Annotated in this window: 27 protein-coding genes and 1 tRNA gene; 2 read left to right on the top strand and 26 right to left on the bottom strand. The window is 56.2% G+C overall.

All coding sequences use genetic code 11. The annotated features are described in order from the left end of the window. Positions 1-64 precede the first annotated feature (64 nt). The 7 genes from QE435_RS16410 to flhA form a co-directional block, all read right to left on the bottom strand. The gene (locus QE435_RS16410) at positions 65-2,053 is read right to left on the bottom strand and encodes a methyl-accepting chemotaxis protein (protein ID WP_349042020.1); all 1,989 of its coding nucleotides are present in this window, start codon (positions 2,051-2,053) and stop codon (positions 65-67) included. Between the two features lie 738 nt (positions 2,054-2,791). Continuing rightward, positions 2,792-3,322, bottom strand: coding sequence for a hypothetical protein (locus QE435_RS16405; RefSeq protein ID WP_349042019.1), 531 nt, complete (start codon positions 3,320-3,322; stop codon positions 2,792-2,794). Continuing rightward, positions 3,319-3,684, bottom strand: coding sequence for a hypothetical protein (locus tag QE435_RS16400; protein WP_306931090.1), 366 nt, complete (start codon positions 3,682-3,684; stop codon positions 3,319-3,321). The genes QE435_RS16405 and QE435_RS16400 overlap by 4 nt, the downstream gene beginning before the upstream one ends. A gap of 23 nt (positions 3,685-3,707) precedes the next feature. After that, entirely contained in the window at positions 3,708-4,262 is a 555-nt protein-coding gene (locus QE435_RS16395) for a rod-binding protein (protein ID WP_349042018.1), read from the bottom strand. 40 nt (positions 4,263-4,302) lie between these two features. After that, entirely contained in the window at positions 4,303-4,713 is a 411-nt protein-coding gene (locus tag QE435_RS16390) for a hypothetical protein (protein WP_306931085.1), read from the bottom strand. Positions 4,714-4,718: 5 nt separating this feature from the next. Next, positions 4,719-5,471 (bottom strand): flagellar biosynthetic protein FliR, encoded by a 753-nt coding sequence (gene fliR / locus QE435_RS16385; RefSeq protein WP_306931084.1) that lies wholly within the window; start codon positions 5,469-5,471, stop codon positions 4,719-4,721. Beyond that, complete coding sequence (gene flhA / locus QE435_RS16380) at positions 5,468-7,558, bottom strand: flagellar biosynthesis protein FlhA (RefSeq protein WP_306931082.1); 2,091 nt, start codon at positions 7,556-7,558, stop codon at positions 5,468-5,470. The genes fliR and flhA overlap by 4 nt, the downstream gene beginning before the upstream one ends. Positions 7,559-7,876: 318 nt before the next feature. Here flhA and QE435_RS16375 point away from each other — a divergent pair, with 318 nt between their 5' ends. After that, positions 7,877-10,009 carry a DUF1217 domain-containing protein gene (locus QE435_RS16375; RefSeq protein WP_349042017.1) on the top strand — a complete coding sequence of 711 codons (2,133 nt, stop codon included), beginning with the start codon at positions 7,877-7,879 and terminating at the stop codon, positions 10,007-10,009. Between the two features lie 159 nt (positions 10,010-10,168). Here QE435_RS16375 and yacG read toward each other — a convergent pair whose 3' ends face one another. From yacG to QE435_RS16330, 9 genes are all read right to left on the bottom strand, one after another. Beyond that, on the bottom strand, positions 10,169-10,384 hold the full coding sequence (gene yacG, locus QE435_RS16370; protein ID WP_309772414.1) for a DNA gyrase inhibitor YacG: 216 nt from the start codon (positions 10,382-10,384) through the stop codon (positions 10,169-10,171). 5 nt (positions 10,385-10,389) lie between these two features. Then, a complete protein-coding gene (locus QE435_RS16365) occupies positions 10,390-11,013 on the bottom strand; it encodes a Maf-like protein (protein ID WP_062426064.1) in 624 nt (207 codons plus the stop codon). Positions 11,014-11,043: 30 nt separating this feature from the next. Next, positions 11,044-11,262 carry a translation initiation factor IF-1 gene (gene infA / locus QE435_RS16360; protein WP_027673809.1) on the bottom strand — a complete coding sequence of 73 codons (219 nt, stop codon included), beginning with the start codon at positions 11,260-11,262 and terminating at the stop codon, positions 11,044-11,046. A 107-nt stretch (positions 11,263-11,369) separates the two neighbouring features. Continuing rightward, positions 11,370-11,849 carry a low molecular weight phosphatase family protein gene (locus QE435_RS16355; RefSeq protein WP_306931059.1) on the bottom strand — a complete coding sequence of 160 codons (480 nt, stop codon included), beginning with the start codon at positions 11,847-11,849 and terminating at the stop codon, positions 11,370-11,372. 2 nt (positions 11,850-11,851) lie between these two features. Further along, positions 11,852-12,325, bottom strand: a complete 474-nt coding sequence (locus QE435_RS16350; RefSeq protein WP_309772412.1) for a UPF0262 family protein — start codon at positions 12,323-12,325, stop codon at positions 11,852-11,854. Between the two features lie 9 nt (positions 12,326-12,334). After that, positions 12,335-13,627, bottom strand: a complete 1,293-nt coding sequence (hisD, locus tag QE435_RS16345) for a histidinol dehydrogenase (protein ID WP_349042016.1) — start codon at positions 13,625-13,627, stop codon at positions 12,335-12,337. A 144-nt stretch (positions 13,628-13,771) separates the two neighbouring features. Continuing rightward, the gene (locus tag QE435_RS16340; RefSeq protein WP_349042015.1) at positions 13,772-14,209 is read right to left on the bottom strand and encodes a DUF2948 family protein; all 438 of its coding nucleotides are present in this window, start codon (positions 14,207-14,209) and stop codon (positions 13,772-13,774) included. A gap of 164 nt (positions 14,210-14,373) precedes the next feature. Further along, the gene (gene murA, locus QE435_RS16335; RefSeq protein ID WP_306931052.1) at positions 14,374-15,666 is read right to left on the bottom strand and encodes a UDP-N-acetylglucosamine 1-carboxyvinyltransferase; all 1,293 of its coding nucleotides are present in this window, start codon (positions 15,664-15,666) and stop codon (positions 14,374-14,376) included. A 277-nt stretch (positions 15,667-15,943) separates the two neighbouring features. Beyond that, positions 15,944-16,165 (bottom strand): hypothetical protein, encoded by a 222-nt coding sequence (locus QE435_RS16330; protein WP_306931050.1) that lies wholly within the window; start codon positions 16,163-16,165, stop codon positions 15,944-15,946. A 153-nt stretch (positions 16,166-16,318) separates the two neighbouring features. On the opposite strand from QE435_RS16330, the gene QE435_RS16325 reads away from it, so the two are divergent. Continuing rightward, positions 16,319-16,393, top strand: a tRNA-Thr gene (locus QE435_RS16325). A gap of 336 nt (positions 16,394-16,729) precedes the next feature. On the opposite strand, the gene fliQ is transcribed toward QE435_RS16325, so the two are convergent. From fliQ to QE435_RS16275, 10 genes are all read right to left on the bottom strand, one after another. Further along, positions 16,730-16,996 (bottom strand): flagellar biosynthesis protein FliQ, encoded by a 267-nt coding sequence (gene fliQ / locus QE435_RS16320; RefSeq protein WP_306931048.1) that lies wholly within the window; start codon positions 16,994-16,996, stop codon positions 16,730-16,732. 104 nt (positions 16,997-17,100) lie between these two features. Continuing rightward, positions 17,101-17,514, bottom strand: coding sequence for a flagellar hook assembly protein FlgD (flgD, locus tag QE435_RS16315; RefSeq protein ID WP_349042014.1), 414 nt, complete (start codon positions 17,512-17,514; stop codon positions 17,101-17,103). Further along, positions 17,508-17,954: a flagellar biosynthesis repressor FlbT gene (flbT, locus tag QE435_RS16310; RefSeq protein WP_306931044.1), complete on the bottom strand. Its 447-nt coding sequence runs from the start codon at positions 17,952-17,954 to the stop codon at positions 17,508-17,510. The genes flgD and flbT overlap by 7 nt, the downstream gene beginning before the upstream one ends. Then, complete coding sequence (gene flaF, locus QE435_RS16305) at positions 17,951-18,298, bottom strand: flagellar biosynthesis regulator FlaF (RefSeq protein WP_306931043.1); 348 nt, start codon at positions 18,296-18,298, stop codon at positions 17,951-17,953. The genes flbT and flaF overlap by 4 nt, the downstream gene beginning before the upstream one ends. Before the next feature lie 53 nt (positions 18,299-18,351). Next, on the bottom strand, positions 18,352-19,365 hold the full coding sequence (locus QE435_RS16300; protein ID WP_306931041.1) for a flagellar hook-associated family protein: 1,014 nt from the start codon (positions 19,363-19,365) through the stop codon (positions 18,352-18,354). Position 19,366: 1 nt separating this feature from the next. After that, a complete protein-coding gene (flgK, locus tag QE435_RS16295) occupies positions 19,367-20,809 on the bottom strand; it encodes a flagellar hook-associated protein FlgK (RefSeq protein ID WP_309772387.1) in 1,443 nt (480 codons plus the stop codon). 20 nt (positions 20,810-20,829) lie between these two features. Then, a complete protein-coding gene (locus QE435_RS16290; RefSeq protein ID WP_349042013.1) occupies positions 20,830-22,098 on the bottom strand; it encodes a flagellar hook protein FlgE in 1,269 nt (422 codons plus the stop codon). Positions 22,099-22,312: 214 nt separating this feature from the next. Continuing rightward, on the bottom strand, positions 22,313-22,984 hold the full coding sequence (locus QE435_RS16285) for a winged helix-turn-helix domain-containing protein (protein WP_349042012.1): 672 nt from the start codon (positions 22,982-22,984) through the stop codon (positions 22,313-22,315). 281 nt (positions 22,985-23,265) lie between these two features. Beyond that, positions 23,266-23,853 (bottom strand): transglycosylase SLT domain-containing protein, encoded by a 588-nt coding sequence (locus QE435_RS16280; protein WP_306931034.1) that lies wholly within the window; start codon positions 23,851-23,853, stop codon positions 23,266-23,268. Continuing rightward, a complete protein-coding gene (locus QE435_RS16275; protein ID WP_349042011.1) occupies positions 23,777-25,231 on the bottom strand; it encodes a flagellar hook-length control protein FliK in 1,455 nt (484 codons plus the stop codon). Before QE435_RS16275 ends, QE435_RS16280 begins: the two co-directional genes overlap by 77 nt. Position 25,232: the final 1 nt, after the last annotated feature.

The following is a 25,232-nucleotide window of genomic DNA, read 5'->3' as shown; positions in this document are numbered from 1 at the left end:
CCGCGCGTCCGAAAGGATGCACGGCGTTCAACAAGCTATCGGACCGGTTCACCTAGACATAAGGTCAGGCAGCTCGTGTCGCGTTGCGCATGCCATAGGTCGACGAACCCTCGCCAATTCTGAAACCACGCATGGCTTGCCGCAACTTGTTGGCTTCTTGAGCCAGAAGGCTTGCAGCAGCGTTGCTTTCTTCCACCATCGCCGCATTCTGCTGTGTCGCATGGTCCATCTGGTTGACGGCCGTGTTGACCTGAGAAATGCCGGCGGCCTGTTCGCTCGACGAAACGGCGATCGCTTCCATATGGTCATTGATCGTTGCGATATCGTGTTCGATCGTGTGCAGGGCCTCGCCGGTCTCGGCAACCAGTTTGACGCCTTCGCCGATTTCCTGATTGGAACGCTGGATCAGGTCGCGGATCTCCTTCGAGGCCGAGGCAGATCGTTGCGCGAGTTCACGCACCTCCTGCGCCACAACCGCAAAACCCTTGCCGGCTTCACCGGCGCGAGCCGCCTCAACGCCTGCATTCAAGGCAAGAAGGTTGGTCTGGAACGCAATCTCGTCGATGACGGTGATAATGTTGCGGACCTTTGCCGAGGCTTCCTCGATGCGGCGCATGGCGGCCACAGCTTCAGCAACGACCGAGCCGGACTTGGTGGCATTGGAGACCGCGTTCACTGCAACCGTGCGGGCCTCGGAGGATCGTCCCGCGGAGCTGCCGACATTGGCGGTAATCTCTTCGAGGGCCGCGGCCGTCTGCTCCAGTGCAGCGGCCTGCTGTTCCGTGCGGCGTGCCAGGCTGTCGGTCGATTGGCTGATTTCCTGGACGCCATCCGTCACGGCATTGGCGCTTTCCAGCACCGCCGAGAGCGCAGCTTCAAGGCGCCCGATCGCACCATTGAAGTTCTCCTGGATGGTCAAGAATGCAGGATCGGAATTCTTGTCGATCCTTGTGGAAAGATCACCAAGCGCCAAGCGCTCCAGACCAGTGGCAAGCGTGCCGAGGAAGGCCTTCTGGCTTGCTCCAGCGGCTTCGAAGGCCGCTTGCGTTTCACGTAGCTTCCTGTCCAGCTCCTGCTGGAACTGACGGGCTTTCTCCTCCAGTTCCATCCGGGCGATCGCATTTTGCTTGAACACAGCGACGGCGCCCGCCAACTCGGCCATTTCATCGCGGCGGGTAAAGGCGGGAATCTCAACCGCCACATCATTTTTGGCGAGGCGTCTCACAGCATCCGTCATCAGCTCAAGCGGATTGAAGAGTCTGCCCTTCATAACCAGGTAGCCAAGACCCCAAAGCGCCAGGACCGCGAGCCCAACCACACCCGAAATAGCCGCGGTTCTAAATGCGCCGTATTGGGCGTTTTCGGCAATGATATTCGCTTGGTCCATGGACACGATTGCCACATTGGTGATCGTATTGATCGCAACGATCAGCTTTGGCAGCCATACCGAGAATTCCATCTGCGGCATCTTGCCGGCCTGAACATCGGCGACGATGCTTTGGCGAAGCGTGCCGAAGCTGCCTTCGAAATATTCAGAGCGCGCCTGATCGACGGCTGCCTTCACTGGGGCCGGAATTGTGCTGGACTTTGACATGGACTGCAGCAACTCCCAATAGGAGCGGGTGCTTCCTTCGATCGTATCAAGCTTCTTGATGAGCGCGGGGGTCAGTACTGGACCACCGGTATAGGGACCATGGGCGACTTCCCAGACCGAGCCGCCGACATTGCGAACCTGCCAGGCGATACGCTTGATGGCACCGAGATCACCAAGAACCGGCTCGCTCTCCGCCATGGCGGTTTCCAGCATTTGTGCGAGATTGATGGCACGCTCCATCAAGACGTTCCCCGCACGGCCAATGGCTTCACCCGCGGAGCTTTCCTGCGGCTTGGCGCTTGAAAGCGCGGTATCGATCGCGGAACGAGCCTGCAGAAAATCGGTCATGGCAGACTTTACGTCCCCATAGGCTTTCAGCACGGAAGGATCGCTGGCATCGGCCATCAGAGCGTCGGCTGCCTGATACCCTTTGTCGACCGTCTGCCGATTCTCAGCCATGCTGGCGCGCGCCTTGGCCAAGGCGTCGCCGCTCATTCGCAGCACGTTGGGACTATCGGCTTTTTCCGACAGTAGACCCATCTGCAGGACGAGAAGATTGCGGTCAACAGCAGCGTAAAGCCGAGCAGTGTTAGACTCAATTGAAGCGGAACTTGCCTGCCAGAAAGAAATAATCGCAAAGACGGTTGCGACGAGGCCTATCGAAAAAATCAACGCACTTAACGTGGCACGAATAGACAGACGGGAGATCATAATCAACTACATCCTTCAGTATATGTCTCCTTTAAATTTTTAGAATATAATAGTTAAAACATTATATAATATTTCATTGAAAGTATTGCGCTGCAGCAAATATGCCATCGATGTTTTCGCGCTTTCGGAAGATAAATGTAGTTACAACACAAAAACATTCCACTATTTCAATCGGTGCGATCTGTTTATTTTGTACGATGCATGGAGAGCTGAAACGGTAACCGGCGGCCCATTAAGCGTTGTCAGCAGCGTCGATGACCATAGCGCGCCTGTGGAGCACCTCACACATTCCGGACCCAAAACCGACCAAAGGGTACAGAGCTACTTCGCCTGACAGCCGCGCTTTGCGTCGGCTTGCCGAACCGGAGCATATTGCGTCCTCTTGAATGCAAAAGGACGCTTCATCTCCCTTAACACTAGGCATCGCGCTTTCCGAAAACCGTGTCGGGTTTCGGGCCGATGCTGTAGGTCAGCGACGCGACCGTGCTAATGCGATGGACTAGCGGCCGCCTTCGGCGGCTCGGGATCGGTGTTGATCACGATCTTCTGCGGCTTGCGGGTAGAGTCCCTAGCGTCCAGGATTTCCTTGGTGATGTAATCCAGCTGCTGGATCATCACGTCGCGGACAAGCGGCTTTTCCATGCGGGCATTGATGCCGTCTTTGATCTTGGTCTTGAAGCCCGCCACATCGAACTTGCCGCCCTCCTTGACGTCGAGGATCTTGTCGCCAACCAGCAGGCCGAAAAGCTCGTCCGTCATATAGGCCGTCATCGGTGCCTTGATATCCTTCATGATGACGGAGTCGACCAGAAGCGTCGAGCGTATCAGGAAGTAGCCGGAGACGGCGCCGTTGCTGAGGACAGGCAGCGTCATGAGATCGCCCTGCACATATTGCGGCGGCGGCGGCGCATCGACCTTGTGATCATCCGCGGGGGGCTGGCCGAATTTCACAGCGGCAAAGACCCCGCCAAGGGTCATGACCAGCACCAGGACCCCCGTGGCAATCAGCTTTATCATTGCGCCTCACGAGCGAACTGTTGCAGCGAATAGGTGCCATCGTCTTCGGCATTCTTCTGTGCGTCTTTCAACAGATCGACCACCGCCTTGACGGCCTTGAGGCTCGCTTCGACCCGGCGGGTATTCACAGCGAGCTTTTCCTTGATGTCGAGGATCTGCTGACGATGTGCCTCGGCGATCTTCGGGCTTTCGACGTCGCGGATCAGCATGGTCAATTCGTAGAGGCAGCGGCTCTTATGGGCGTTCGACAGCTTGAAATCGAAATCAGGCTCTTTGCCGATCCGGGCGTTCTCGTTGTCGATGACCGCTTCGAGACGACCAAGCACAGCCTGAACTCTGTAATCATTATTGACAATTTCCATGGTGCTTCAGCGCTCCGCCTTACTCAGCTATTGGTTTTTTTGGTTTCGGTGTCGGAGAAGATGCGTCGCTGGAAGTCGGTGACCATGCTCATGGCGATCTTCTTTTCGTCTTCATTGACGGCAGAGACAGGAGCGGCATTGCGCTGGCGCTGCAGCGCCTGCGAGTAGACTTGCTCGGCTATGCCGATCCCGCCCTTCTTGGACATCTGGTCGGCCATCTGCTCGGACATCATGCTTTTCCAGAACTCGCCTGCCGAGCCCTTGCCGTAAACCTCTTCGGTGTCGGATGGCATCATGTTCTGGATGAATGTGTTGAGAACGCTCGCCTCGAACTTGCGGTAGGTTTCAGGAATCTTCTCGTGATGCTCCTGCCTGTGGATGTTTCCCAGCCCCGCGCGGCTCTCCGGCGTCTCGATGCTGTTGATCGCAGAGGCAAAGCCGGCATTGCTGGCAGTCAGCACCGAAGCTTCCCGCGTCGCGCTCACCGCCCGCAGCTTTTCACGGGCAGCGGAGACCTGCATCGGGTCGGCCGCATTGACCACATCAAGCACAAGATCGCTTGGAGGAGAAATCGCCACGTCGTCATCCTTTCCGTTTTGATCGGATGACGATAGGCGCTTAACCTTGCTGGAGGCTGGAGGCCTTCATGCTGATCTGCAGATCGACCAGCTCATAGATGCTGTTGTCGTCCCGCGCCCTCGCCTCGTCCTCGCGGGCGCTGTCGCGCTTGTCTTCCAGCTTCTCGCCCTTCTTGGTTTCCTTCAGAAGTTGCGTTTCCTGCGCTTCCTGAATGGATTCAAGACGGACATCGCGGGCCATCAACCGGCTGTGTCGCATCACATAATGCTTCAGCATGTCCTGATGCAGCGGATCATAGGAGGTCAGATAGCCGGACAGTGTTTCGATCTTCTCGGCAAGCTCGGCGCGCTCACGCGTGGTGATGGCGAGTTCGTTCTCGACCATTTTCTTCAGGTGCCCCTGCACCTTCACCAGCCTGTCGAGTTTTTTGGATTTGGAAAGATCCGCCATCTCACTCACATGTTCGAGAAAACGAGGAAGAAGCCATCGACGAACTGGTTCACCACCGCGGCAATACCGAAATACAGCAGCAACAGACCGCCGGCCAGAGCATAGGGGGTAGAGATGAAGTAAACCGGAATTTGCGGTGCGAGTTTGTTGATCAGGCCGATCGCCACGTTGAACAGGAAGCCGAAGAGGATAAAGGGGCTTGCCACCCGGATCGCAACATTCATCGAGGCCACGAGCGTATCGGTGAGCGTAATCAGCATGCGCTGGGCAGAGATCGGTCCGCCGAGCGGGATCGACGAATAGGATTCCACCAGCGCTTTGAAGATGACGTGGTGAAAATCCAGAATGAACAGCACGAGCAACACGCCGAATGTCAGCATGGCCGCAAGCTGGCTTTCGGAGGTATCTTCCAGCACATCCTGCGCGGGCGGGCCGGTAAAGGAAATGGCCGTGCCCATAACGGTTGCGGCAAACTGCATCCCCAGCAGATAGAGATGGGCGATCAAGCCGAACATCGTGCCGATAAAAGTCTCGTAAAGCATCGCACGGAAGAACGTCACCGTGTTGCCCTGCGTGACGGGATAAATGACATCCCAAAGAAGCGGCAGTAAAGCGACGGAAAGCGTTAGCGCAAGGAAGAGCCTGATCTGGACCGGAAGCCTGGCAGAGGAAAAGCCCGGCATCGCCATAAGGCAGGAACCGATCCGGCAAAAGGCCAGGAACAGCGCCATGATGGTTCCCTGCGGGTCAGTTATCATGAAATGGAGCCGAGGATCTTGATTTCCGTACCCTTTGCCAGTTCGACATGGGACAGCACAGGCAATGTGCTGAAGAGTCGTTCCGTAATCATTCTTACATATGCGCGTGTTTCAGGCAGCGTGACAAGCACGAATGGCAGACCGACATCCATGTATTCACGGATTACTTGGGTCGCTTCGTTGGAGAACTCTTCTACCTGGCGCGGATCGATATCGAATTCGATGACATCGCCCTTTGGATCGCGTTTCAACGCCTGCTGGAAGATGACGTCCCACTTGGTGCCGAGACGCAGAACGCGCAGAACACCGTTGTCGGAAAGGTCGCCGCAAATCTGCTGCGCCATGCGAATACGAACATGCTCGACGATCTGCTCGGTCTTGCGCAGATGTGGCGCGAGTTCCGCCACCGCTTCGAGAATGAGGTGCAGGTTGCGGATGGAAACACGTTCCGCCAGCAGAAGCTTCAAGATCGCCTGAAGGCCGGAATAGGACATGTGCGACGAGCAAATCTCGTCGGCGAGCTTCTTGTATTCCGGATCGAGCCGGTCGATCAAGACCTTGACGTCCTTGTAAGAGAGAAGCATCGGCAGGTTGTTGCGGATGACTTCGCTGACATGCGTCAGAAGCGCGGAGATGTTGTCGATCGGATGGAAGCCTTCGCGCCGCAGATCGTCGACGAAATGCTCCAGCACCGAGACTGCCGGCATACCGAAAGCGGGTTCTCTGACATCGTCCCCCGGAACCGAAGGGCGCCTGCCCTTGCCGGTGATGACCAGCACTTCGCCGACGCGCAGCGTATTGGCCGCGACCGTCGTGCCGTGGATACGGATCTGGTAGGATTTGTCGGGGATGGCGATATCGTCGGTGACCTTGATTTCCGGCACAACGAAGCCGTATTGCGCGGCAAACTTCTTGCGCATCTTGCCCACACGGAAGCCCAGTTCCTGGTGCGCGCCGAGAAGGCGTGGCGAGACCTGCTTGCCAAGTGCCAGCTCGATTTCGGTGGTGCGCAGAACGCTCTTGACCGTCTCGCTTTCCGCCTGCGTGGCGTCGGCGGCCTTCTGGTCTTCTTCCGCACGCGCGACATCCTGTTCACGCTGCAACTGGCGGGGAATGAACCAGGCACCGAGTGCGAGCAGGCCACTGAGGAACATGAAGGGAAGGAAGGGAAGGCCCGGAACGAGCGCAAGAATGAACATCAAGCCGGCAGCGACGGAAAGCGCCTTCGGATAACCGCTCAGCTGGTTGATGACGGCCGTGTCTGTCGAGCCAAGCGTGCCGCCGCGTGTGACGATAAGGCCGGCTGCGAGCGAAACGATCAGCGCCGGCACCTGCGAAACGATACCGTCACCGACGGAGAGCTTGACGAAAACGTCGGCAGCTTCGCTGACCGGCATGCCGTGACGGAAGACACCGATGATGATGCCGCCGCAAATATTGATCATTGTGATGAGCAGGCCGGCGACGGCGTCGCCACGCACGAATTTCGACGCACCGTCCATCGCACCGTAGAAGGAGCTTTCTTCTTCCAGTTCCCGACGGCGAAGCTGCGCTTCCTTCTCGTTGATGATACCGGCGGATAGATCCGCATCGATCGACATCTGCTTGCCTGGAATGGCATCCAAGGTGAAGCGGGCGCCGACTTCCGCGATACGCGTGGCACCCTTGGTGATGACGATGAAGTTCACCACGATGAGGATGAGGAAGACGATCAGACCGATGACGAAGTCGCCGGACATGACGAGGCTCGAGAAACCGGCAATCACGCCGCCGGCTGCGTCGTGCCCCTGGTGACCATGGGAAAGAATCACACGCGTCGTCGCAATGTTGAGCGCGAGGCGAATCATGGTCGAGATCAGCAGGATCGTCGGGAAGGAAGAGAAATCCAGCGGACGGTGGATCCACAAGGATACCATCAGGATCAAAACGGAGAAGGCAATAGAGAAAGCCAAACCCATGTCGATGATGAAGGGCGGGATCGGCAGGAACAGGATGCACAAAATGGCAACGATGCCCGCAGCAAACCCAATGTCGCGCCCTCGGGGGGCGACTTTCGGAAGTGGCATTACGCTGGGCGGGGTAGCCATTCTAACTCCATCTCATCATGAGAACCGGCAGGACGTCCAGAACCTTTCCATCATGAAAAGGCCTTGCCGACCCGTTGGACGCAGATCAACGACCGAGGCTTAATGGGTCAAGCTTGTGCGAGAATGGAGTTCTGGGCTCGGAAAGAGCTCTTTGTTTGTGGCCTCCGTCCAGTTGTAGCTTGGACCTCATGGCCATGACACAGTTACATTTTTTAGCTTTGGGCCGCTTCTGTTTTGTGGTATGGTGCATTTCGGTATAGGCGCCATGAAAGCGTGCAAGTCGACCATGAGACGGTCTTCCAAGAAGCAAGGCTCGTTATGGTTTCCGCTCTGTCCAGCTATGCAAGCTATTTAAACGTTAATCGTGACCTCAAGACTTCGTTGTCAAAAGTCAGCGAGCAGTCCGTTGTGAAACGCGAAACAGACTATTACGAAGCCAACATCGACAACGTTAAAACGGTCGACGAGTTTCTGGACAATTATCGGCTCTATTCCTACGCGATGAAGGCTTACGGCCTTGAAGAGATGACCTTCGGCAAAGGCTTCATGCGCAAAGTCCTTGAAAGCGATCTCAACGACCAGACGAGTTTTGCCAATACGCTTGCAGACAAGCGATATTTGCAGTTCGCACAGGCGTTCAACTTCGCTGGGGATACTAAAGTTGCCCAGAACACGGCGCAGGCCGACAAGCTCGCTGAAGCTTATCAAGCGTCGTTTCCGGCAGAAGAGAGCAGGATCAAACAGGAGTCAGCCTACTTTTCCAGTCAAATTGGCTCGGTTACGAATGTTGACGACCTGGTCAACAACGCCAAGCTCCGTACCTACATGCTGAATGCCGCCGGCCTAGATCCAACGTTTACCTCAAGAGACTATCTTAAGCAGGTTTTGACAAGCGACCTGAACGATCCGAACAGTGTGGCCAACAAAGCGAGTAACACAGCATGGAAGCAGCTTACACGGGCCTTCAACTTCAATGCGGACGGCACGATCAATGGTCAGGTTCAGACAGCGGATCAGACTGAAGACCTGAAGCTCGACTATGTTGCGAAGATGTCGACCTTCCAATCGAACACGCTGTTGAGTGCCAACCAGCGATATTGGGAAAAACATATCTCTCAGGTTACGAGTGCACAGGATCTGGTAAAGGACAGCCGCCTTCTCAGCTATGTCAAGACCGCATTTAGCCTTCCCACATCCATTCAGGCCAGCAGCGTTGCTAGCCTTATGTCGAGCGAATCCTTTGCGACAGTCTATGGCAACACCAAGCTCCTTTCGTTCTTTAACTTCGAAAACGATGGCTCCGTCACGCCAGGAAAAACGCCGCAAACCACTGACCAGGTTTCGAAGCTTGCGACACAGTATAGTGATGTATTCGTCAAAGAGCGTAGTGCTTCGATCGACAAAGCCGCCGCGAATTATGAGTCGCGTATCGCGAAAGTAACGAAACTCGACGACTTTTTTGTTTCCAACAAAAAGGACGATGACGCAAACAATGATCAGGTCACGGAAATCTGGAACGTGGCTCTGCGTGCTTATGGGATCGACCCTGACGAGGTTTCGACGACGAAGTTAAAGAGGATCCTGACAAGCGACACTGATAACAAGAAAAGTTATGTCAACACATTAAAAGACGATCGCTTCGTCCAACTTGCAAAAGCTTTCAATTTTTCCTCCGATGGCACTACCGAATCTCCGCTGACCGCGCAGTCGCAGAGCATGGTCCAGCAGCTGACGACCGAATATAAAACTACGAAACTAAGGTCTTTGACGGGCGCAGCGCTGACGACCGCAACGAAGGCGGCCGATAAAGAAATTGACTACTACAAGACGAAGATGATGGAGATCACATCCTCCGATCAGTTGATCGCCGATACGCGACTGACCAGCTTCATCTTTGAAGCGAATGGCATAGATCCTAAGAGCGTCAATGCGTCCGACCTTCGTAGAATGTTCAAATCGGATCTTTCCGATCCGAAAAGCTTTGTGAATCTCCAGAGCGATAGCAAGTTCGCCCAAATCGTGGCGTCATTCAACTTCAACACCCAAGGCAAGCTAGACCCAACGGCGAAGAAGGGCATTCAGCAACGCGGTGCCATTTTGGACACGACGACACAATATGTACGACAGACGCTCGAAGAACAACAGGGCGACCAAAACGCTGCCGTGCGCCTGGCGCTTTACTTCAAGCGGAAAGCGCCAGATATTACGAGTGCCTACACGATCCTCGCCGACAAGGCTCTGTTCGAATTCTTCAAGACCACGTTCAGCCTGCCTGCCGCTATTGGCAATATGGATGTCGACAAGCAGGTTGCTGTCGTGAAGAAATTTATGGACGTCACCAAGCTGAATGACACCACTTATGTAGATGGATTGGTGAAGCGCTTTACAGCGCTGTACGACGCACAGAACCAGTCCACCACCGATACGTCTCTTCTCATTCTAGGTAGGTAGAGGTGCTGGTCAAACGTCAAAGTGTCTTCTTGGTTCAGTGAACCCATCGATGAGACGCGCTTACAGCGTTCGCCCGGATTCGGAAGGATTTTTGTATAAGCACGATGCGCAGGTTCAAAAAGTTAGCGCGCCGCGCGTCCCGCTGAACGAATTGCGCCTCTAATAGTCGCTATCGTTATCGGTGCGGCGCTGCTTCTCGGCGAGTTCCTCGTCATCGGCGACGGGAATGGCGTAAGAGCCGTTCAGCCACCGGGATAGATCGAGCGAACGGCAGCGATCGGAGCAGAAGGGATAATCTTCGCGGGTCGATGGCCTGCCGCATTCGGGGCATGGCTGTGCCTTGCGTAGGGGCGTGACCTTGGGATCGGACGTCATGCTTCTCAGCCTTCCTGCCAGCCCGACGTGACTTCGAAGCCCTCGCCTGCCAGAAGCGCCGCCGTCTCATAAAGCGGCAGTCCCACCACATTGGTGTAGGAGCCCGTCAGCTTTTGTACGAAGCAGCCGGCGATGCCCTGAATGGCATAGGCGCCAGCCTTGCCACGCCATTGGCCGGACGCGATGTAGTTTTCAATTTCGAACTGCGACAGGCGCTTGAAGCGGACCTTGGTTTCGGCCACCTTCTGACGCACCTTGCCATTCGGAGTGATCAGGCAAATGCCCGTATAGACCCAGTGGCTTCTGCCGGAGAGAAGATGGAGAGCCGCCGAAGCGTCCTCGATATATTCCGCCTTGCCGACAATCCTGCGACCGACGGCGACGACCGTATCCGAACCGAGAATATAGGCATCCCGCCAAGCGAGTTCGCCCTTGACCGCTTTGTGAGCGGCCTGTGCCTTCTGCAAAGACAGGCGACGGCAGAGTGTGCGGGGATGTTCGAGGCGCGCGGGAGTTTCGTCGATGTCCATCGGCATCAGGCGCGTGGGTTCGATACCCACCTGATGCAGGAGCTCAAGACGGCGTGGCGATCCGGAAGCCAGAATCAGCTTTTGTTTTGGGTCTGTCATGCTCTGCCAGCCGTCCGATCTATCGGGCGATTACTTGAAACGGTAGGTGATGCGGCCTTTGGTGAGGTCGTAAGGGGTCATTTCGACCAGGACCTTGTCGCCAGCGAGAACGCGGATACGGTTCTTGCGCATGCGTCCTGCCGTGTGAGCAATGATCTCATGCTCGTTTTCCAGCTTCACACGAAACGTCGCATTGGGCAGGAGTTCGGTCACGACGCCCGGGAATTCAAGGACTTCTTCTTTTGTCATATAGGTTTGTTTCTTCCTGTTGATGATACCAGGCGTAAAGTGCCCGGGAAAATTGCGCGGAAACTACACAATCGCCGCACATTTGTGAACCTAAATTGTCGTCCGCTTTAAAGCGTTTCCGAAAATGGCTGTGCGCGTTGCGGCAGGCGTTCGGAAATGAGCTTTTTCAGGTGATCGCGAACCTCGCGATAGGCTTCCAGTCTTTGCTCTCTGGAGCCGGTTTCGACCGTCGGATCCATGGTCGGCCAGTAGACCACGTCAAGCGCATTGTAACGCGTCAACTCAAGTGCGGCGTGATGGGCCTCGGGTGTTAAGGTGATGATCAGATCGAAGAAATCGTCCTCGATCTCATCCATCGTGCGCGGCTTGTGCTTGCCAAGTGTGAGACCGGACTCGTCCAGAACCGCATCGACGAAGGGGTCGCGTTCGCCTGCCCTGACACCCGCGGACTGGATATAGATGCCGGGAGCGACGATCTGCTTGGCGATGACCTCTGCCATGGGGGAACGGATGGAGTTCATGCCGCACATGAATAATATGGCGCGCGGGGCCTTCTCTTTCAAGTCTGGAGCGGCCGGACCTTCCATCCCTAGCCTCGCCAATACAGGACACAGACGAGGGTAAAGAGGCGGCGTGCGGTATCGAAATCCACCTTGATCTTTCCCGCAAGACGATCCATCAGCGTTTGCGATCCATCATTGTGAATGCCGCGCCTGCCCATATCGATCGCCTCGATCTGGCTCGGCGTCGAGGACCGGATCGCCTCGTAGTAACTTTCGCAAATCAGGAAGTAATCCTTGATGATGCGGCGAAATGGCGTCAGCGAGAGAATGTGGATGGCGACATCTTGTCCATCCTCCGTGGTGATGGCGAAGACGAGCTTTGCATCCACCAGCGAGATGTTCAGCCGGTACGGTCCGCCCTCGTGCCCAATCGGCTCGAAGCTGTTTTCCTCGATCAGGTCGAAGATCGCGACGGCGCGCTCATGCTCCACGTCAGGCGTGGACCGGCCGATACTCTCGTCCAGCACCACGTCGCAGAGTCTGAAATCGCCTGCCGCCATCTGCTACCCTTACGGATTTAGGCGAATGCCGACCGACCGCGCATGTGCATCCAGCCCTTCGGAGTTGGCAAGCGTGATGGCAGCCGGTGCCAGCTGGCGCAACTGTTCCGGGCCGAGCCTCAGGATCGACGTGCGCTTGACGAAATCCAGGACCGAAAGACCCGACGAGAAGCGTGCCGAGCGAGCGGTGGGCAGGACGTGGTTCGATCCGCCGACATAGTCGCCGATGACTTCCGGCGTATGGCGACCGACGAAGATGGCGCCCGCATTGCGAATGCCCGCCATCAGCGCATCGGGATCATCGACGGCAAGTTCCAGGTGCTCCGCAGCGATGCGGTTGGCAAGCGGGATCGAGGCGATAAGCTCATCCACCAGGATGATCGCACCGAAATCGCGCCAGCTGGCGGTGGCAGTCTGCGCACGGGAAAGCTGCTTCAGTTGACGCTCGACAGCTTTCTCGACTGCGCGGCCAAGCTCCGCATCATCGGTGATGAGAATGGATTGCGCGCCCGGATCGTGTTCGGCCTGTGCCAGAAGATCGGCGGCAAGCCAATCCGGATCGTTATGTTTATCGGCAATGACCAAGACTTCTGACGGTCCGGCAATCATGTCGATGCCGACGGTGCCGAATACATGGCGCTTGGCGGCAGCCACATAGGCATTGCCCGGTCCGACGATCTTGGCCACGGGGGCAATGATCTGAGTACCATAGGCAAGGGCGGCAATAGCCTGCGCGCCACCAATACGATAGATTTCCTCCACACCTGCGATACGCGCTGCCGCCAGCACTGCCGGGTTGATCTTGCCGGCATTGGCGGGAACGACCATGACGATACGCTCAACGCCTGCGACTTTTGCCGGAACGGCATTCATCAGCACCGAGCTCGGATAGCTAGCGGTACCGCCTGGTACATAGAGGCCAACAGCCTCGATCGCCGTCCATCTGGAACCTAGGCCCACACCGATATCGTCTTCGTAGATATCGTCCTTCGGCATCTGCCGCGCGTGGTGCTTTTCGATACGCTGGGCTGCGAACTTCAAGGCGTCGAGAACGACGAGATCGACCTCGGCCACTGCGGCGTCGATTTCCGCTTCGGTGACGCGCATGGAGATTTTAGAGAAGTCCAGACCGTCGAATTTCAGCGAGTAATGGGCCAAGGCCTCATCGCCGCGCTTTCGGACCTCCTCGATGATGTCACGAACGACCGCGTTCACATCTTCCGAAACCTCACGCTTCGTCGTCAGGAACGCGGCGAAAGCCTGTTCGAAATCAGAAGAGGATTGCTCCAGCCAGATTGCCACTTCACGTCACCCTTTTCGAGAGCCTCGCGATGCGTGCGAGGCGAAATTCTCTGCAGCCCCAACGATGAGACGGCACATGGGTATGTGGCATAAATCGAAACATGCGGGCAAGGCAATTCCCTGCCCGCTTCGTCAGCTCAAGATTTAGTCTGCCGGATGGAAGGGGCGGGATTCGGTTTCCCACGCACCGCTGAGATCCGTCAGTTGCGCCTCGATGCATTCCACGTCGAGCGCAATGGCGCCGCCACCGGAAAGCGTCAGCTCGATGGTTCCGTCAGGACCCTCGCCCTTCTGGATGAAGCGGATGGCGAGAAGGGAGTGAACCTGCTCCTTGTCGGCGCGGTTGATGCCGCTGGAGCGGACGGCCGATACGCGTTTGAGAACCAGAGCAGAGCGGCAACGTTCTGGCGGATGGTTCTTCTTGACCCCATGTTCCCAGACAAAACGGTTGGCAGAGAGAACGAACTGGCCAGGTCTCGGCTCGAATGACACGTCTTTCAGCTTGAAGACACTGTCCTGCATGTGGGTAGAAATGATGGCAAGGTCTTCGCCATCCAGCGCCATGAGTTTAAGGCCGCTCATCGTTTCTTGGTCCTCATCTCGCGGACAAGTCCGCACTCTCGCGTTCAACATGTGTGAAACACGACGCGTGCCGCATGCGCGTTTGCGTCGCTGTTCAAGTGGTTGATCTGGAGATAGGCAGTCGGGGCCGGTTCTTCAACGGACGCGGCCCCGTCAATGGAGGATCAGTCGCTGACGCGCTCGACTTTCGCGCCGCAACGGTTCAGCTTTTCTTCGAGACGTTCAAAGCCGCGATCCAGGTGATAGACGCGCGACACCATGGTTTCGCCTTCGGCCACAAGTCCGGCAATGACGAGCGAAACCGAGGCGCGAAGGTCAGTCGCCATCACAGGCGCGCCGCGCAAGCGGGAGACGCCTTCGATGCGCGCCATCTGGCCCGACAGGGAAATCTTGGCGCCGAGGCGGGCAAGTTCCTGCACGTGCATGAAGCGGTTTTCGAAAATGGTTTCGGTGATATGCGACACGCCATCTGCGCGCGTCATCAGCGCCATGAATTGCGCCTGCAAGTCCGTCGGGAAACCGGGGAATGGTTCGGTGACGACATCGACGGGGCGGATGCCGTTGCCGTTGCGCACGACGCGCAGGCCGCTCTCCGTTTCGGTGATGGTTGCGCCGGCAAGCTGCAACGTATCGATGGCGTTGTCGAGCAGCGAGGCGCGCGTCCCTTCCAGAAGAACGTCACCGCCTGTCATGGCGACCGCCATGGCGTAGGTTCCCGTTTCGATGCGATCCGGGAGAACGCGGTGGCGGGCGCCGGAGAGCGAGGTCACACCTTCGATGGTGATGGTGGAGGTGCCGGCTCCCTCGATCTTCGCACCCATGGCGGATAGGCACTCGGCAAGATCCACGACTTCGGGCTCACGAGCCGCATTGTGAATGATCGTCGTGCCACGAGCAAGCGTTGCCGCCATCAGCATGACATGCGTTGCACCGACCGAGACTTTCGGGAAGGTATAGGTCGCGCCGATCAGACCACCGGCGGGTGCGGTTGCGTTGATGTAACCGCCATCGATTTCCATGGTCGCGCCAAGCGCTTCCAGCCCTTCGATGAAGAGGTCGACGGGACGGGTACCGATGGCGCAGCCGCCGGGCAGCGAAACGCGCGCCCTTCCCTCACGGGCAAGAAGCGGGCCGATGACCCAGAAGCTCGCACGCATCTTGGAGACCAGTTCGTAAGGCGCGGTCGTATCGACGATCGTCCGGCAGGTGAAATGCACGGTGCGGGAATAGCTTTCGCCCTGGCTTTCACGACGGCCGTTGACGGAGATGTCGACGCCGTGGTTGCCGAGAATGCGGATCAGCTGTTCGACATCGGCAAGATGCGGCACGTTCTCGAGCGTCAGCGTGTCGCTGGTCAGCAGCGATGCAATCATCAGCGGCAGTGCGGCATTCTTGGCGCCGGAAATCGGGATGATGCCGTTCAGCTCATTCCCGCCTGTGATTCTGATACGATCCATTCGTCCCTTACGAGCCTTGCGCTCGCCTTTCCTTGATGCCGTTCAGGCATGTGTTGGTGCCGGCATGCCGGCAAGCGACAGCACAGCTGAAAAAGATTTGATGCCGCCCACTCAGACGAGAGTTGGCGCGAAAGATGAAACCCCTGTCCGTTTCAATTGTCCCCGGCTAAAGCGTGTCGCGATCTTTCAGATTCGCTCATACGCTTTAGGTCCTTGTTACAGCATGTCGTTATCGCAAAACCGCTGTACATTTTTGCGCGACATGCTTTCGTTCTTGTCAGCACGATTCGTTCGTTTTTGCGGCAGGAAGTCCGATTGTATCGTCTTCGTCGCCCGCACGACGGGCGCGCAGCTGCTGCTTACGGCGGGCAAGGTTTTCACGTAGCTTTTTTGCAGCTCGTGCCTTGCGTTCCGCTTCTCGCTGCTTTGCCTTTTCGCCGGGGCCGCTTTGCCCGGATGCGAGCGGCTTTTGCGGGGTTTCGTCCTGATGTTCGTCCATAGGCGGTGTCATAAACGAATTTCGCGCCGTTCAACAGTGTCCGTCGCTTTTTTCAGAAAGGTATGGTGAAGTCGCACTTTGACGCTTGCGCTCATCAAAAACCTATGGCAATAGGCGCCCACTTGATGTCGAGGCAGCGCTTCGGCGACAGATGCTGCGGTAGCTCAGTGGTAGAGCACTCCCTTGGTAAGGGAGAGGTCGAGAGTTCAATCCTCTTTCGCAGCACCATCTATTTCTCCCACAAGATCGAAGTTTTTTGCTCGATTGAGCACCGCGTTCAACGGACCTGATTGTCTTTTACGTCAAGCAGCACATGGTTCATCGCGATTTCTCCTATGGCTGAAGAAACCGTCTCGGCTTGGCACCTCTTCGGTCAATCGCCTGTTTGCCAAGCCCCCTCCACGATCAGTAACCTGGCTCAACTGGCCAGGACCACGTGCAACGGTTTTGCACGACACTTCGATGGCTGACTATCTACAAAAATGTCAACGACAACACGGACGCGAATGAACGCCACCACTTGGTCAAGCCTAGTCTTTGAAGAAGCTTGACAAGAGGATCCGATCAGAAGCCGGACTGGATGCGGGAGAAAACCAGATTGGTGAAGAGCGAGATTTGCGAGCCAACGAAGGGCGCTGAAAAGGCAATCGCCACCATGACGGCGATGATCTTCGGTACGAAGGTCAGCGTCATTTCCTGAATCTGGGTCAGGGCCTGCACGAATGCGATGATGATGCCGACTGCCATTGCGGCAAGGACGGCAGGTCCCGATGCCACCAGCACGGTCCATATGGCATTTTGCATGATATCGAGAGCGTCTGCCTCGTTCATCTCGATCCGCTCGTCTCATTCGGCCAAAGGATGCCGTACCTGAAACGGTGGGCATGGCCGCGTGATACGACCATGGGAGACGCTATATGATTCGACAGAAGGCGTTAAGACGCCGTCTGCGAGATTTTGATGCCCTGGCCGATCGCGATCGTCGATCCTGCCACCGTGGTTGCGGAGAGACCCTCGGCGGTGACTTCGACGGACTTCACGACGCCGCTGGTCTGACCGTCGGCGCTGGTGATCGTCTTGCCGATATAGGAGGACGCGTTCGACAGTGACGATGCCGAGATCAGGCTTTCCAGATTGGTGTTCATCTTGATCGACTGCTCGACCTGAGAGAACGTGGCCAACTGGGCGACCTGCTGGCTCGGGTCCATTGGATTCGTCGGATCCTGGTTCTTCATCTGGGTGATCAAGAGCTTGAGGAAGTTGTCGTAATCCAACGACGCCTTCTTGGCGTCGGTTTTCGATGCCGAGGTTGTCTGCGTCGATTTCGCACCCGTTACGGCGTCTACCATGGTGCGATTTCCCTTCGCAGTTCGTTGACAACAGCCGGCGTGATTTCCTGACTGCTGAGAATGGTCTCTTCCTTGGCGTAGAGACCGCGAATAGTCTTCAGTGCGTCGAAAGGACGGCCCGACGAAACGGTGGCATCGATACGCTTCAGCTCAGAACGGATCTCTTCGTTCTTGAAAGTCGCAAGCAGCATGGTGATCGACTTGCGGAAGAGGGTCAGAGACTGCTCCTTGCCTTCCGGATTGATCAGCATCATCTGTACGATGAAGTACAGCTGCCGCAGAGGTGTCGTCGTATCCTCAAGCTGCAAGACATGGTTCTCAAGGAGAAACGTCACATCGTTGAGGAATTCCAGGGAAACCTTCCTGTCGACACGAAGAACTGCGCCGTTGATGAAGATCTTTTCCCCAGACTTCAAGGAAATCCGCAGTGTACTTTTCATTTAAGTCCATCCTTGATGATGGTTGTCACGTCAATAATGCCTTGGTAGTTCGTCGAGTCGCGCTTGCGTATTTCTTCGCACTCTTTCAAAATCCAAATTGCGATGGAGATAAGGTTGGCTTTCAGCTCGACTGGCAGTTCGTTCTCGGGCTGCTGCAGATCGTCGATGAAACGAGTCCATACCTGTCGAGTGTAAAAGATCGCTTCTATCCCGTCCTTGCCATATCGCCCCTGGTTCTTGGCAATTTCCAAGAGCTCAATGGAGCGCTCCAAGACCTGTCTTTCCCTATTGCGAGCGACATGTGGGTCATCCTCCATTATCTCCGCATATGAAAACTGGAACATTTATCTTTCCTTCATGGCCCAATGTACCGCCCCTCATCGGCGTATAAGTCCCTCTAGATGAAATTGACGAGGCTAAGTCCCTGGATTTTCCCAGTTATTTTGTAAGATGTCTCAACCTGGTTCATCAGGGTCGTAAGGCGCGTGGATGCCTCATATGTGTCGATGCCAACCAAGCCGGTAAGCTGCGTGTCGATAATGGTCTTCTGAGCACCCATGTAGCTGTTCGCCTTTTCGACCCGCTCCTGTGACAGACCGATATTCGCACGCTGCGTGTCGATACCGGCAATCGCGGCGCCAGCAAGTTTGGTAGTGGTGTCGTTCACCGCAGCAAGCGCCCCAGGTCCTAGCCCGGAGCCAACCAATTGCGAGGATATGACGCTGGCAAGTACGAGATTTCTGAACCCTTCAGAGGCGGCGCTAGCAGATGTCGACACGGTTTCCGACGTACTGATACGGCTGCTCATCGTCGTTTCCGACGCGTTCGTCCAACTGCCCCAATCAAAACCAGCCTGATAGTTCTGCAGGAAGTTCGCTACATCTGACGCCGTTGCTGTAGATGGATCAGGAAACTCCGCGTCGAACCTGGCCTTGAAATCAGTGGTGACACTGTTGATGAAACCGTCATTGAGAGTTTGGGCGTCGGTGTTGATGCCGGAAAAAAGATACTCGCCGTTCACAGCTGTGTTGGCATAGCTGGTAAAATTCTCAAGCACCGACGTAGCAGTCTTCGCAGCGACGCCGATGCTGCTCGAGTCGGAACTGCCACCCAAAGCCACAATCGAATTGAGAAGCGTTTGAGCTGACTCGGACATGTTTTTCATCGCGAGCTGAGAAGCATCCATTCTCTGCTGCGCGACCGAGTTGGATTCGATGATGGACTGAAGCCGTTTGCTTTCGCGCGTGTAGTCGAGACTCGTCGATGTCCGCGCTCCTAGCTCCAAACCGACATCCGCGTAAGTGCCCGTAACGGCTTCCTTCTGCAGCTTGCTGATTTCTGCTTGCGCATTGGACACCGTCAAATGCATGGCCGTGCTAACACTTTGGGATGAGATTGAGGTGGTTTTCATATCAGTTCGCCGCCGCCAACAATGTCTTCAGAAGGTCATCCACAGTCGTCATCAGCTTTGCTGCAGCCTTGTAGGACTGCTCGATATCGAGAAGCTGGATCAACTCTTCATCGAGATTGACGCCTGTCGCGTTCGAGTAGGCTTCCTTCGACTTCGTCAACATGGCCGATGTATTGTCGGCCGCCGACGCGGCATTGCTGCGATACTGCTCCGCAAAGCCAACCGAGTCCGTTGCGAAACTGAGCAGCGTCGTGTTCCTGGAGATGCCCGCAGCGGGATCGAAATCCCTCTGCGTGTTCATCTCCTTCGCGTATCCGTAAAGCACGGTGGAATAGCCACTCGATCCGGCTGTGTTAGGACTGACGCCGGCGATGTTGCCGTCACGCAGTTTCGTGGGGGTTGCGACCGCATCGGCCGAGACCGAAATCAAGCCGGCGAGGCCTGGTATCTTCGCCGGGGTTTCGAAGTCGACTGTTGAGCCATCGCGCGTTGTGAACAGACCGGCAATCGGATTTCCTGCGCCATCTTTTTCGGCGAAGGATCCCATCAAGCTGCGCGCGATCTCGTCAAGCTGAGCCTGATAGGTCGGGTACACTTCATCACGTAACTGAAGAAGTGCCGGCAGGCTTCCCTTGGCCGTGGTATTGCTACCGGAGCCAGTCTTGACCATCACGCCATCTATGAAGATCGGCGAACCGTTTGTGCTCGCATCATACGCGGCCTTCGCGTCAAACGACACTTTCCTCGGCGTCGTCTCAAACAGCGTCGTGCCATCGGTCGTATAGATCGCAATATCGTTGCCGGGGCGCGTTGCCGTGGAGATACCGATGATACCGGAAATTTCCTTGAGCAGGCTTTCGCGCTTGTCGAGAGCATTATTGGGGTCCCGCCCGACGAGAGTAGCGTATTTGACCTGATCATTGGCTTGGCCGAAATCGGTCAGTAACTGGTTCAATCGCGTGATCGACGTATCGATTTCGCTGTCGGCATCTGCCCTAAGTTGCTGAACTGCCTTAGTGGAGGTGTTCAGCGCATTGGTCGTATCGGTAGCGGCACTGACAACGGCGGAGGCCAGCGTGATATCTGTCGGCGACGCGGCATAGGTATTCAGCGCGTTTTGCAGGGACGCGAGATAGGTGGATGGGGCAGCGGTGTACTCGTCACCTCCCATAACCACGCTCAACGACTTCATGCCCGCCAGCAACTTCTGTTTGCCCGCATCATCTGAGGCGGCGGAAAGATATTGCTTAAGAAGAGCACCATCTTCGGCACGCTCAATCTTGACGGTGATTGCGCCTGTCAACGTATTGACCGTGGTGATCGCAGCCCGACGGTTGTAGTCGCTTGAGCCTGCATTCGAAATATTATTCGAAACGACGGCACTTGAGAGTGACGTGTTACCCAGAGTGGCCTTAGCCGTATTAAGTGTCGTACTGAGCGCCATTCACCCGTCTCCAGAAGCTGTTATCGTGCCAGATTGATGAGGACGTCCATCATATCCGAACCTGTTTGGAAGACTTTTGAGTTCGCGGTGTAGCTGCGCTGGGCCTGGATCATTTCCGTCAGTTCGTTCGCGATATCGACGTTCGACTGCTCCAACTGCTTGGACGCAATCGAGCCATAGCCCGTCTGACCCGCGAAGCCCAAGGTGACCACACCCGATTCAGCAGTCGTCTGGAAGGCATTGCCGGAAAGGACCTTGAGATTGTCCGGGCTTGCCACATCGGCGAGCGGAACGCGGTAAAGCGGCCGCGGCGAGGACTTGGCATAGGTTGCATAGACCGTCCCGTCCGCCGTAATAGAGATCGACTGAACCGCTTCAGCCGCGTTACCGTTCACGCCGCCCTTGGAAATCGTCGATTTGTCCGCGCCGAGCTGGGACATTCCCGAGAGATCGAACGTCACGTCCATGTCGTTGACGCTATCGGAGACAGTGATCTTGGGCGGATCATTCTGCAGCTTTCCAGCATCGTAGGTCAATGTTTCGTTCAACAAGGCAGGCTGGGAATAAGGGAACCCGCCCGGATCGGTCGCGAACTTGGCGTCATACACGGAAACTTCCCACTCGTTGTCTGCGGTCTTCGTGAAGTAGAAATCGTACTTCACCGAATTGCCGAGCGGATCGTAGCCGGTGACAGACGTTTTCAACGTGCTGACCTGATCGACGACGACCGAGCTGTTGTTCGCGCTGGGGCGGTTGCCAGCAGCCACGATCGGCGCGGAAGAAGACAAGTTGCCCGTTAACGAGCCGAGTGTGGAGACCGTTGCCTGCATGCCGTCAGCCGATGCATTGACAGGAACGAGACCGTCATAGCTGTTAATCACGGTGGTTGGCGTGGTGCCATCATACTTGTAGCCCAACAGCTTGAAGCCGGACGCATTGACGAGGAAGCCGTCATCGTCCGGCACGAACTGGCCTGCACGAGTGAGAAACACATTGCCGCTTGGGTCTTCGACCACGAAGAAGCCATCGCCCTGAATGGCGATATCGGTTGGAGATTGCGTAGACTGCAAAGGTCCGTTCTGGGTGATGGAATAGTTGACCTTCGTCATCACGCCACCGGAATTATAAGTGCCGCCGTTCGCGCCGAGCACGAGGGTCGAAAAGGATGTCGATGCACTCTTGTAGCCAGTGGTGCTGGCATTGGCGATGTTGTCACCGACGGTCCCGAGCTTGTTGGCCTGAGCGCCCATGCCGGATACAGCAGTTTTCATCGTTCCAAAAAGGCTCATGTCGAATCCTCTATTCCTGTTCCTGATGACGTTAGGATGCGGGCCTTGCGTGAGGCTGTCTGTTTTCTCCACCATGGAAATTTTCAGCGCCAAAGCCATCGAGGAGTGGAGACGTCCAGAAACGAAAAAGACCGGCGCTCGGGCCGGTCTTTAGGAATGAGGGTGCTGAAATTAATAAACAAATATCGCGGGCTTCCCGAACCCGCGATGACGTTCAGGACCAGTCGATGCAGTAACCGAGGAACCGCTTCGAGTCGATTGGATCGAAGCCAAGCTTCTTGCGAAGCTTTTTGCGAAGCTTGCTGATGTGGCTTTCGACCACGTTCTCTTCGACTTCCTCGTCGAAGATGCCGTAGATCGCGTTGAAGATCTGCGCCTTGGAAACGCGGCGACCGCGGTTGGCGATTAAATATTCCAGAATGCGCCGCTCACGACGCGGAAGCGGGAACACTTCGCCATTCACTTCCGGATCACGACCATCGGAGAAAACCCGGATTGGTCCAACATCGGTAAACTGCGTGATGACGTTGAGCCTGCGGCGAATGGCTGCTGCTCGTGCCAAGATCTCACGGGGATGTACAGGCTTGCGCACGACATCGTCGACGCCACAATCGAACAATGCAAGTGTTGCATCGAGGGAATGCTGATCGCTGACCGCAATGACAGGGGCCTGCGAACGATCACGGATCGTTCTTGGCAGTTCATGCGTTGTATCAGCCTGACCAATTAAAAATGCTTCAATCGCAGCGATGTCTGAATCCGCTGCGGTGTTTACCCATTCGCCAAATTCTGCTGGATCAAATCCAGTCGAGGGTATCCCCTCTCGTCCAAACAGGGCTGTATACCCTTCTTTAACGAGCTTGCGCTCATCAACTACCACGATCATTCGTCCGCCTCCGAATCAGTGTAGCTCACCTACGTCCTAGGGTGTACGAATCGGGGGAATCTCTAACAATTACAGGAAAATACAGGTAATTATTAATAGTTGATTAACTATATTGTGCCGATTTGGACTATATCTAGTATGTGCTTACCAAAAATGGGATATTTTTTCCTGGGATAAACATGTGGAAGATAATAGGGGGATTGACTCAATGAATTTGGCCCATTCTTGCCGCATTTCAAAAATGGGCAAAAACGGAGTCAACACATGCAACTTAAGATTGGTTAAGCCTGGCAAAATTTACGGGCGTTGACGGTCCACTGACCATAGCCTGTTGCGACCAGATTACTGATGACACGGCAGACATAGCGCTGTTGCGCGGGGTCATTATTGGGGCCGGCATGGTACCTTGCGACTGCCATCGTCCAGGTCTCATGCCGATCGTGGAGCTGCTTTAGGAAGCGCGCAGCATAGGCCACATTCTTCGCAGGCTCGAACATTTCGCCGATCGATCTGAACTCGGCGCCGTGAAAATAGACGTTGATCTGCATGCATCCGACATCGATCAACTTCGCACCACGTGCCCGCGCCTCCTCCACCAGACGATAGGCTTCCATCCTGCTTTCAGGAAAAAAAGCCTTGCCTTCGATGTTGATCGCGTAGGGGCTGAGCGAACCCTTGCGTCCGGTTTCCGTCAGACCCACCGAATATAATATTCCTTCCGGAATGTTATATTGGCCTGCGGCATCATGGATCTGCTGCTCACACTCCACCGCAGCTACGGGCTGGGAGGCCTCACAGGTAGACGTGGTCAGGACGAGCGCTGGTATCGCGAGGAAGTGTTTCAGGCTGAGCCGAAATATCATTGCCATTGACCTCTTCGGGCGCGTTGGGGCGCGTCTGCCGATAGAACTGCTCCTGCGATCGATCCTCGTTGCCACGCTGGCCGCCTTGCTGCGCACCTTGCTGGTTTAGATCGTTCGGCTGGCGGTTGTTGCTTGTGTTGTCCTGACGGTCGGATGCGGAAGAAAGCGAGACTGTTACCTGATCCATGCTGAAGCCTTGCGACTTCAAAGCATCCAGGATGGCGGAACTGTCTTTCTGCAGTTCCGCATAGCCTTTCAGCGTATGGGCGGTCAGGTGGACACTCAGCTCATCACCCACCAGCTTCATGGCGGCCGTCACATGACCGAGTTCGACAGGGCTCATTTGGATCTTCAGCGTGTGAACGACCTGCCCAGTGGTGGTCACCAGAGGCGCTCCACTGGTCTTGGCCGCCATTGCCGTTGCCCAATCCGGGTCGGATGCCATCAACGCTGTGACGTTGGCGGCGTTTGAGGTTGGAGCAAGAGCGAGATAACGTCTGCTATCGAGTACCTGCACCACGTCAACGTTTGGAGCCGACGACAGCGATGCATCGACCTTCAACGATCCATCCTCATGCGATGCAATGTGAAGATCGATCGCCGGAGCATCCGCCTTGGCGAGCCTTACCACTGTCGCGGGCAAGGCCTGATCGTCACCTGATGATGGACCCACAGGAAGCAGAGTTGCGCCATCGGTCGGCTTTGCCTTTGCATCAGCGTGCGCTGGCGTTACCGGCTGCTCTTTCGGCATGTTCGTGGCGGCGAGAAGCGACATAAGGTCGGCACTCGTGCTCGGAACGTCGGTCACATCAGTCTCGTCTGCAGACTTATCGCCTTTATCGCCCTCAACCGGCCCTTCGGTCGTGTTTGTCGCCTTGGTCAGCGTCTCGATGAATTTCACCAGATCTGCGAGCGAAGCTGCAGGCTCTTCGACCACCGCCGGCGCTTCCTGCGCCGCAGGCGTCACCGGCGCGGTCTGAACGCTCAGGCTCGGGTCGACAAGCTTCAAAAGAAGCGAAGGTTTGCTTTCCGACGCTTCATCGGTGACATCGTCCTTAGCGGCTGGTTGCTTACCGTCAGCGTTTGCGGCACGGGTTGGCGCATCATCCTGAGGCTTACTCGCAGGCCGGTCGCGTAAGGTTTGCTTGGTGTCGGTCGACACAGTGCTTGACGATGTGCTCTGGGCCCTATCGCTATCTTGCGCCTTGGACCTGGCGTTGGCATTGTTTGCTGGCGCAGGTTGCCGGCCGTTGCGATCGCCCGCGGCGCCGAGCGCGTCGGAGAAGCCGGATGCGCCTTGCTTGGACGATCCGCCACGGTCCCGACTGTTTGTAACCTTTACGGCCTCGGTATGGCTCGGCACCAAGTTGCTCAGGACGTTCATG

Origin of the sequence: Agrobacterium sp. SORGH_AS 787, from assembly GCF_030819035.1 — a bacterium.
GTDB classification, from domain to species: domain Bacteria; phylum Pseudomonadota; class Alphaproteobacteria; order Rhizobiales; family Rhizobiaceae; genus Agrobacterium; species Agrobacterium larrymoorei_B.
Note: the sequence above shows the minus strand (reverse complement) of the source record. Positions and strands in the feature narration are given on the sequence as shown.

What these genes read in the sequence shown, in the direction of transcription:
- QE435_RS16410 (WP_349042020.1), bottom strand. Translation starts at nt 2,053, where the DNA reads ATGGCTGAGAATCGGCAGACGGTCGACAAAGGGTATCAGGCAGCCGAC.
- QE435_RS16405 (WP_349042019.1), bottom strand. Translation starts at nt 3,322, where the DNA reads ATGATAAAGCTGATTGCCACGGGGGTCCTGGTGCTGGTCATGACCCTT.
- QE435_RS16400 (WP_306931090.1), bottom strand. Translation starts at nt 3,684, where the DNA reads ATGGAAATTGTCAATAATGATTACAGAGTTCAGGCTGTGCTTGGTCGT.
- QE435_RS16390 (WP_306931085.1), bottom strand. Translation starts at nt 4,713, where the DNA reads ATGGCGGATCTTTCCAAATCCAAAAAACTCGACAGGCTGGTGAAGGTG.
- fliR (WP_306931084.1), bottom strand. Translation starts at nt 5,471, where the DNA reads ATGATAACTGACCCGCAGGGAACCATCATGGCGCTGTTCCTGGCCTTT.
- flhA (WP_306931082.1), bottom strand. Translation starts at nt 7,558, where the DNA reads ATGGCTACCCCGCCCAGCGTAATGCCACTTCCGAAAGTCGCCCCCCGA.
- QE435_RS16375 (WP_349042017.1), top strand. Translation starts at nt 7,877, where the DNA reads ATGGTTTCCGCTCTGTCCAGCTATGCAAGCTATTTAAACGTTAATCGT.
- yacG (WP_309772414.1), bottom strand. Translation starts at nt 10,384, where the DNA reads ATGACGTCCGATCCCAAGGTCACGCCCCTACGCAAGGCACAGCCATGC.
- QE435_RS16365 (WP_062426064.1), bottom strand. Translation starts at nt 11,013, where the DNA reads ATGACAGACCCAAAACAAAAGCTGATTCTGGCTTCCGGATCGCCACGC.
- infA (WP_027673809.1), bottom strand. Translation starts at nt 11,262, where the DNA reads ATGACAAAAGAAGAAGTCCTTGAATTCCCGGGCGTCGTGACCGAACTC.
- QE435_RS16355 (WP_306931059.1), bottom strand. Translation starts at nt 11,849, where the DNA reads ATGGAAGGTCCGGCCGCTCCAGACTTGAAAGAGAAGGCCCCGCGCGCC.
- QE435_RS16350 (WP_309772412.1), bottom strand. Translation starts at nt 12,325, where the DNA reads ATGGCGGCAGGCGATTTCAGACTCTGCGACGTGGTGCTGGACGAGAGT.
- QE435_RS16340 (WP_349042015.1), bottom strand. Translation starts at nt 14,209, where the DNA reads ATGAGCGGCCTTAAACTCATGGCGCTGGATGGCGAAGACCTTGCCATC.
- murA (WP_306931052.1), bottom strand. Translation starts at nt 15,666, where the DNA reads ATGGATCGTATCAGAATCACAGGCGGGAATGAGCTGAACGGCATCATC.
- QE435_RS16330 (WP_306931050.1), bottom strand. Translation starts at nt 16,165, where the DNA reads ATGGACGAACATCAGGACGAAACCCCGCAAAAGCCGCTCGCATCCGGG.
- fliQ (WP_306931048.1), bottom strand. Translation starts at nt 16,996, where the DNA reads ATGAACGAGGCAGACGCTCTCGATATCATGCAAAATGCCATATGGACC.
- flgD (WP_349042014.1), bottom strand. Translation starts at nt 17,514, where the DNA reads ATGGTAGACGCCGTAACGGGTGCGAAATCGACGCAGACAACCTCGGCA.
- flbT (WP_306931044.1), bottom strand. Translation starts at nt 17,954, where the DNA reads ATGAAAAGTACACTGCGGATTTCCTTGAAGTCTGGGGAAAAGATCTTC.
- flaF (WP_306931043.1), bottom strand. Translation starts at nt 18,298, where the DNA reads ATGTTCCAGTTTTCATATGCGGAGATAATGGAGGATGACCCACATGTC.
- QE435_RS16300 (WP_306931041.1), bottom strand. Translation starts at nt 19,365, where the DNA reads ATGAAAACCACCTCAATCTCATCCCAAAGTGTTAGCACGGCCATGCAT.
- flgK (WP_309772387.1), bottom strand. Translation starts at nt 20,809, where the DNA reads ATGGCGCTCAGTACGACACTTAATACGGCTAAGGCCACTCTGGGTAAC.
- QE435_RS16290 (WP_349042013.1), bottom strand. Translation starts at nt 22,098, where the DNA reads ATGAGCCTTTTTGGAACGATGAAAACTGCTGTATCCGGCATGGGCGCT.
- QE435_RS16285 (WP_349042012.1), bottom strand. Translation starts at nt 22,984, where the DNA reads ATGATCGTGGTAGTTGATGAGCGCAAGCTCGTTAAAGAAGGGTATACA.
- QE435_RS16280 (WP_306931034.1), bottom strand. Translation starts at nt 23,853, where the DNA reads ATGGCAATGATATTTCGGCTCAGCCTGAAACACTTCCTCGCGATACCA.
- QE435_RS16275 (WP_349042011.1), bottom strand. Translation starts at nt 25,231, where the DNA reads ATGAACGTCCTGAGCAACTTGGTGCCGAGCCATACCGAGGCCGTAAAG.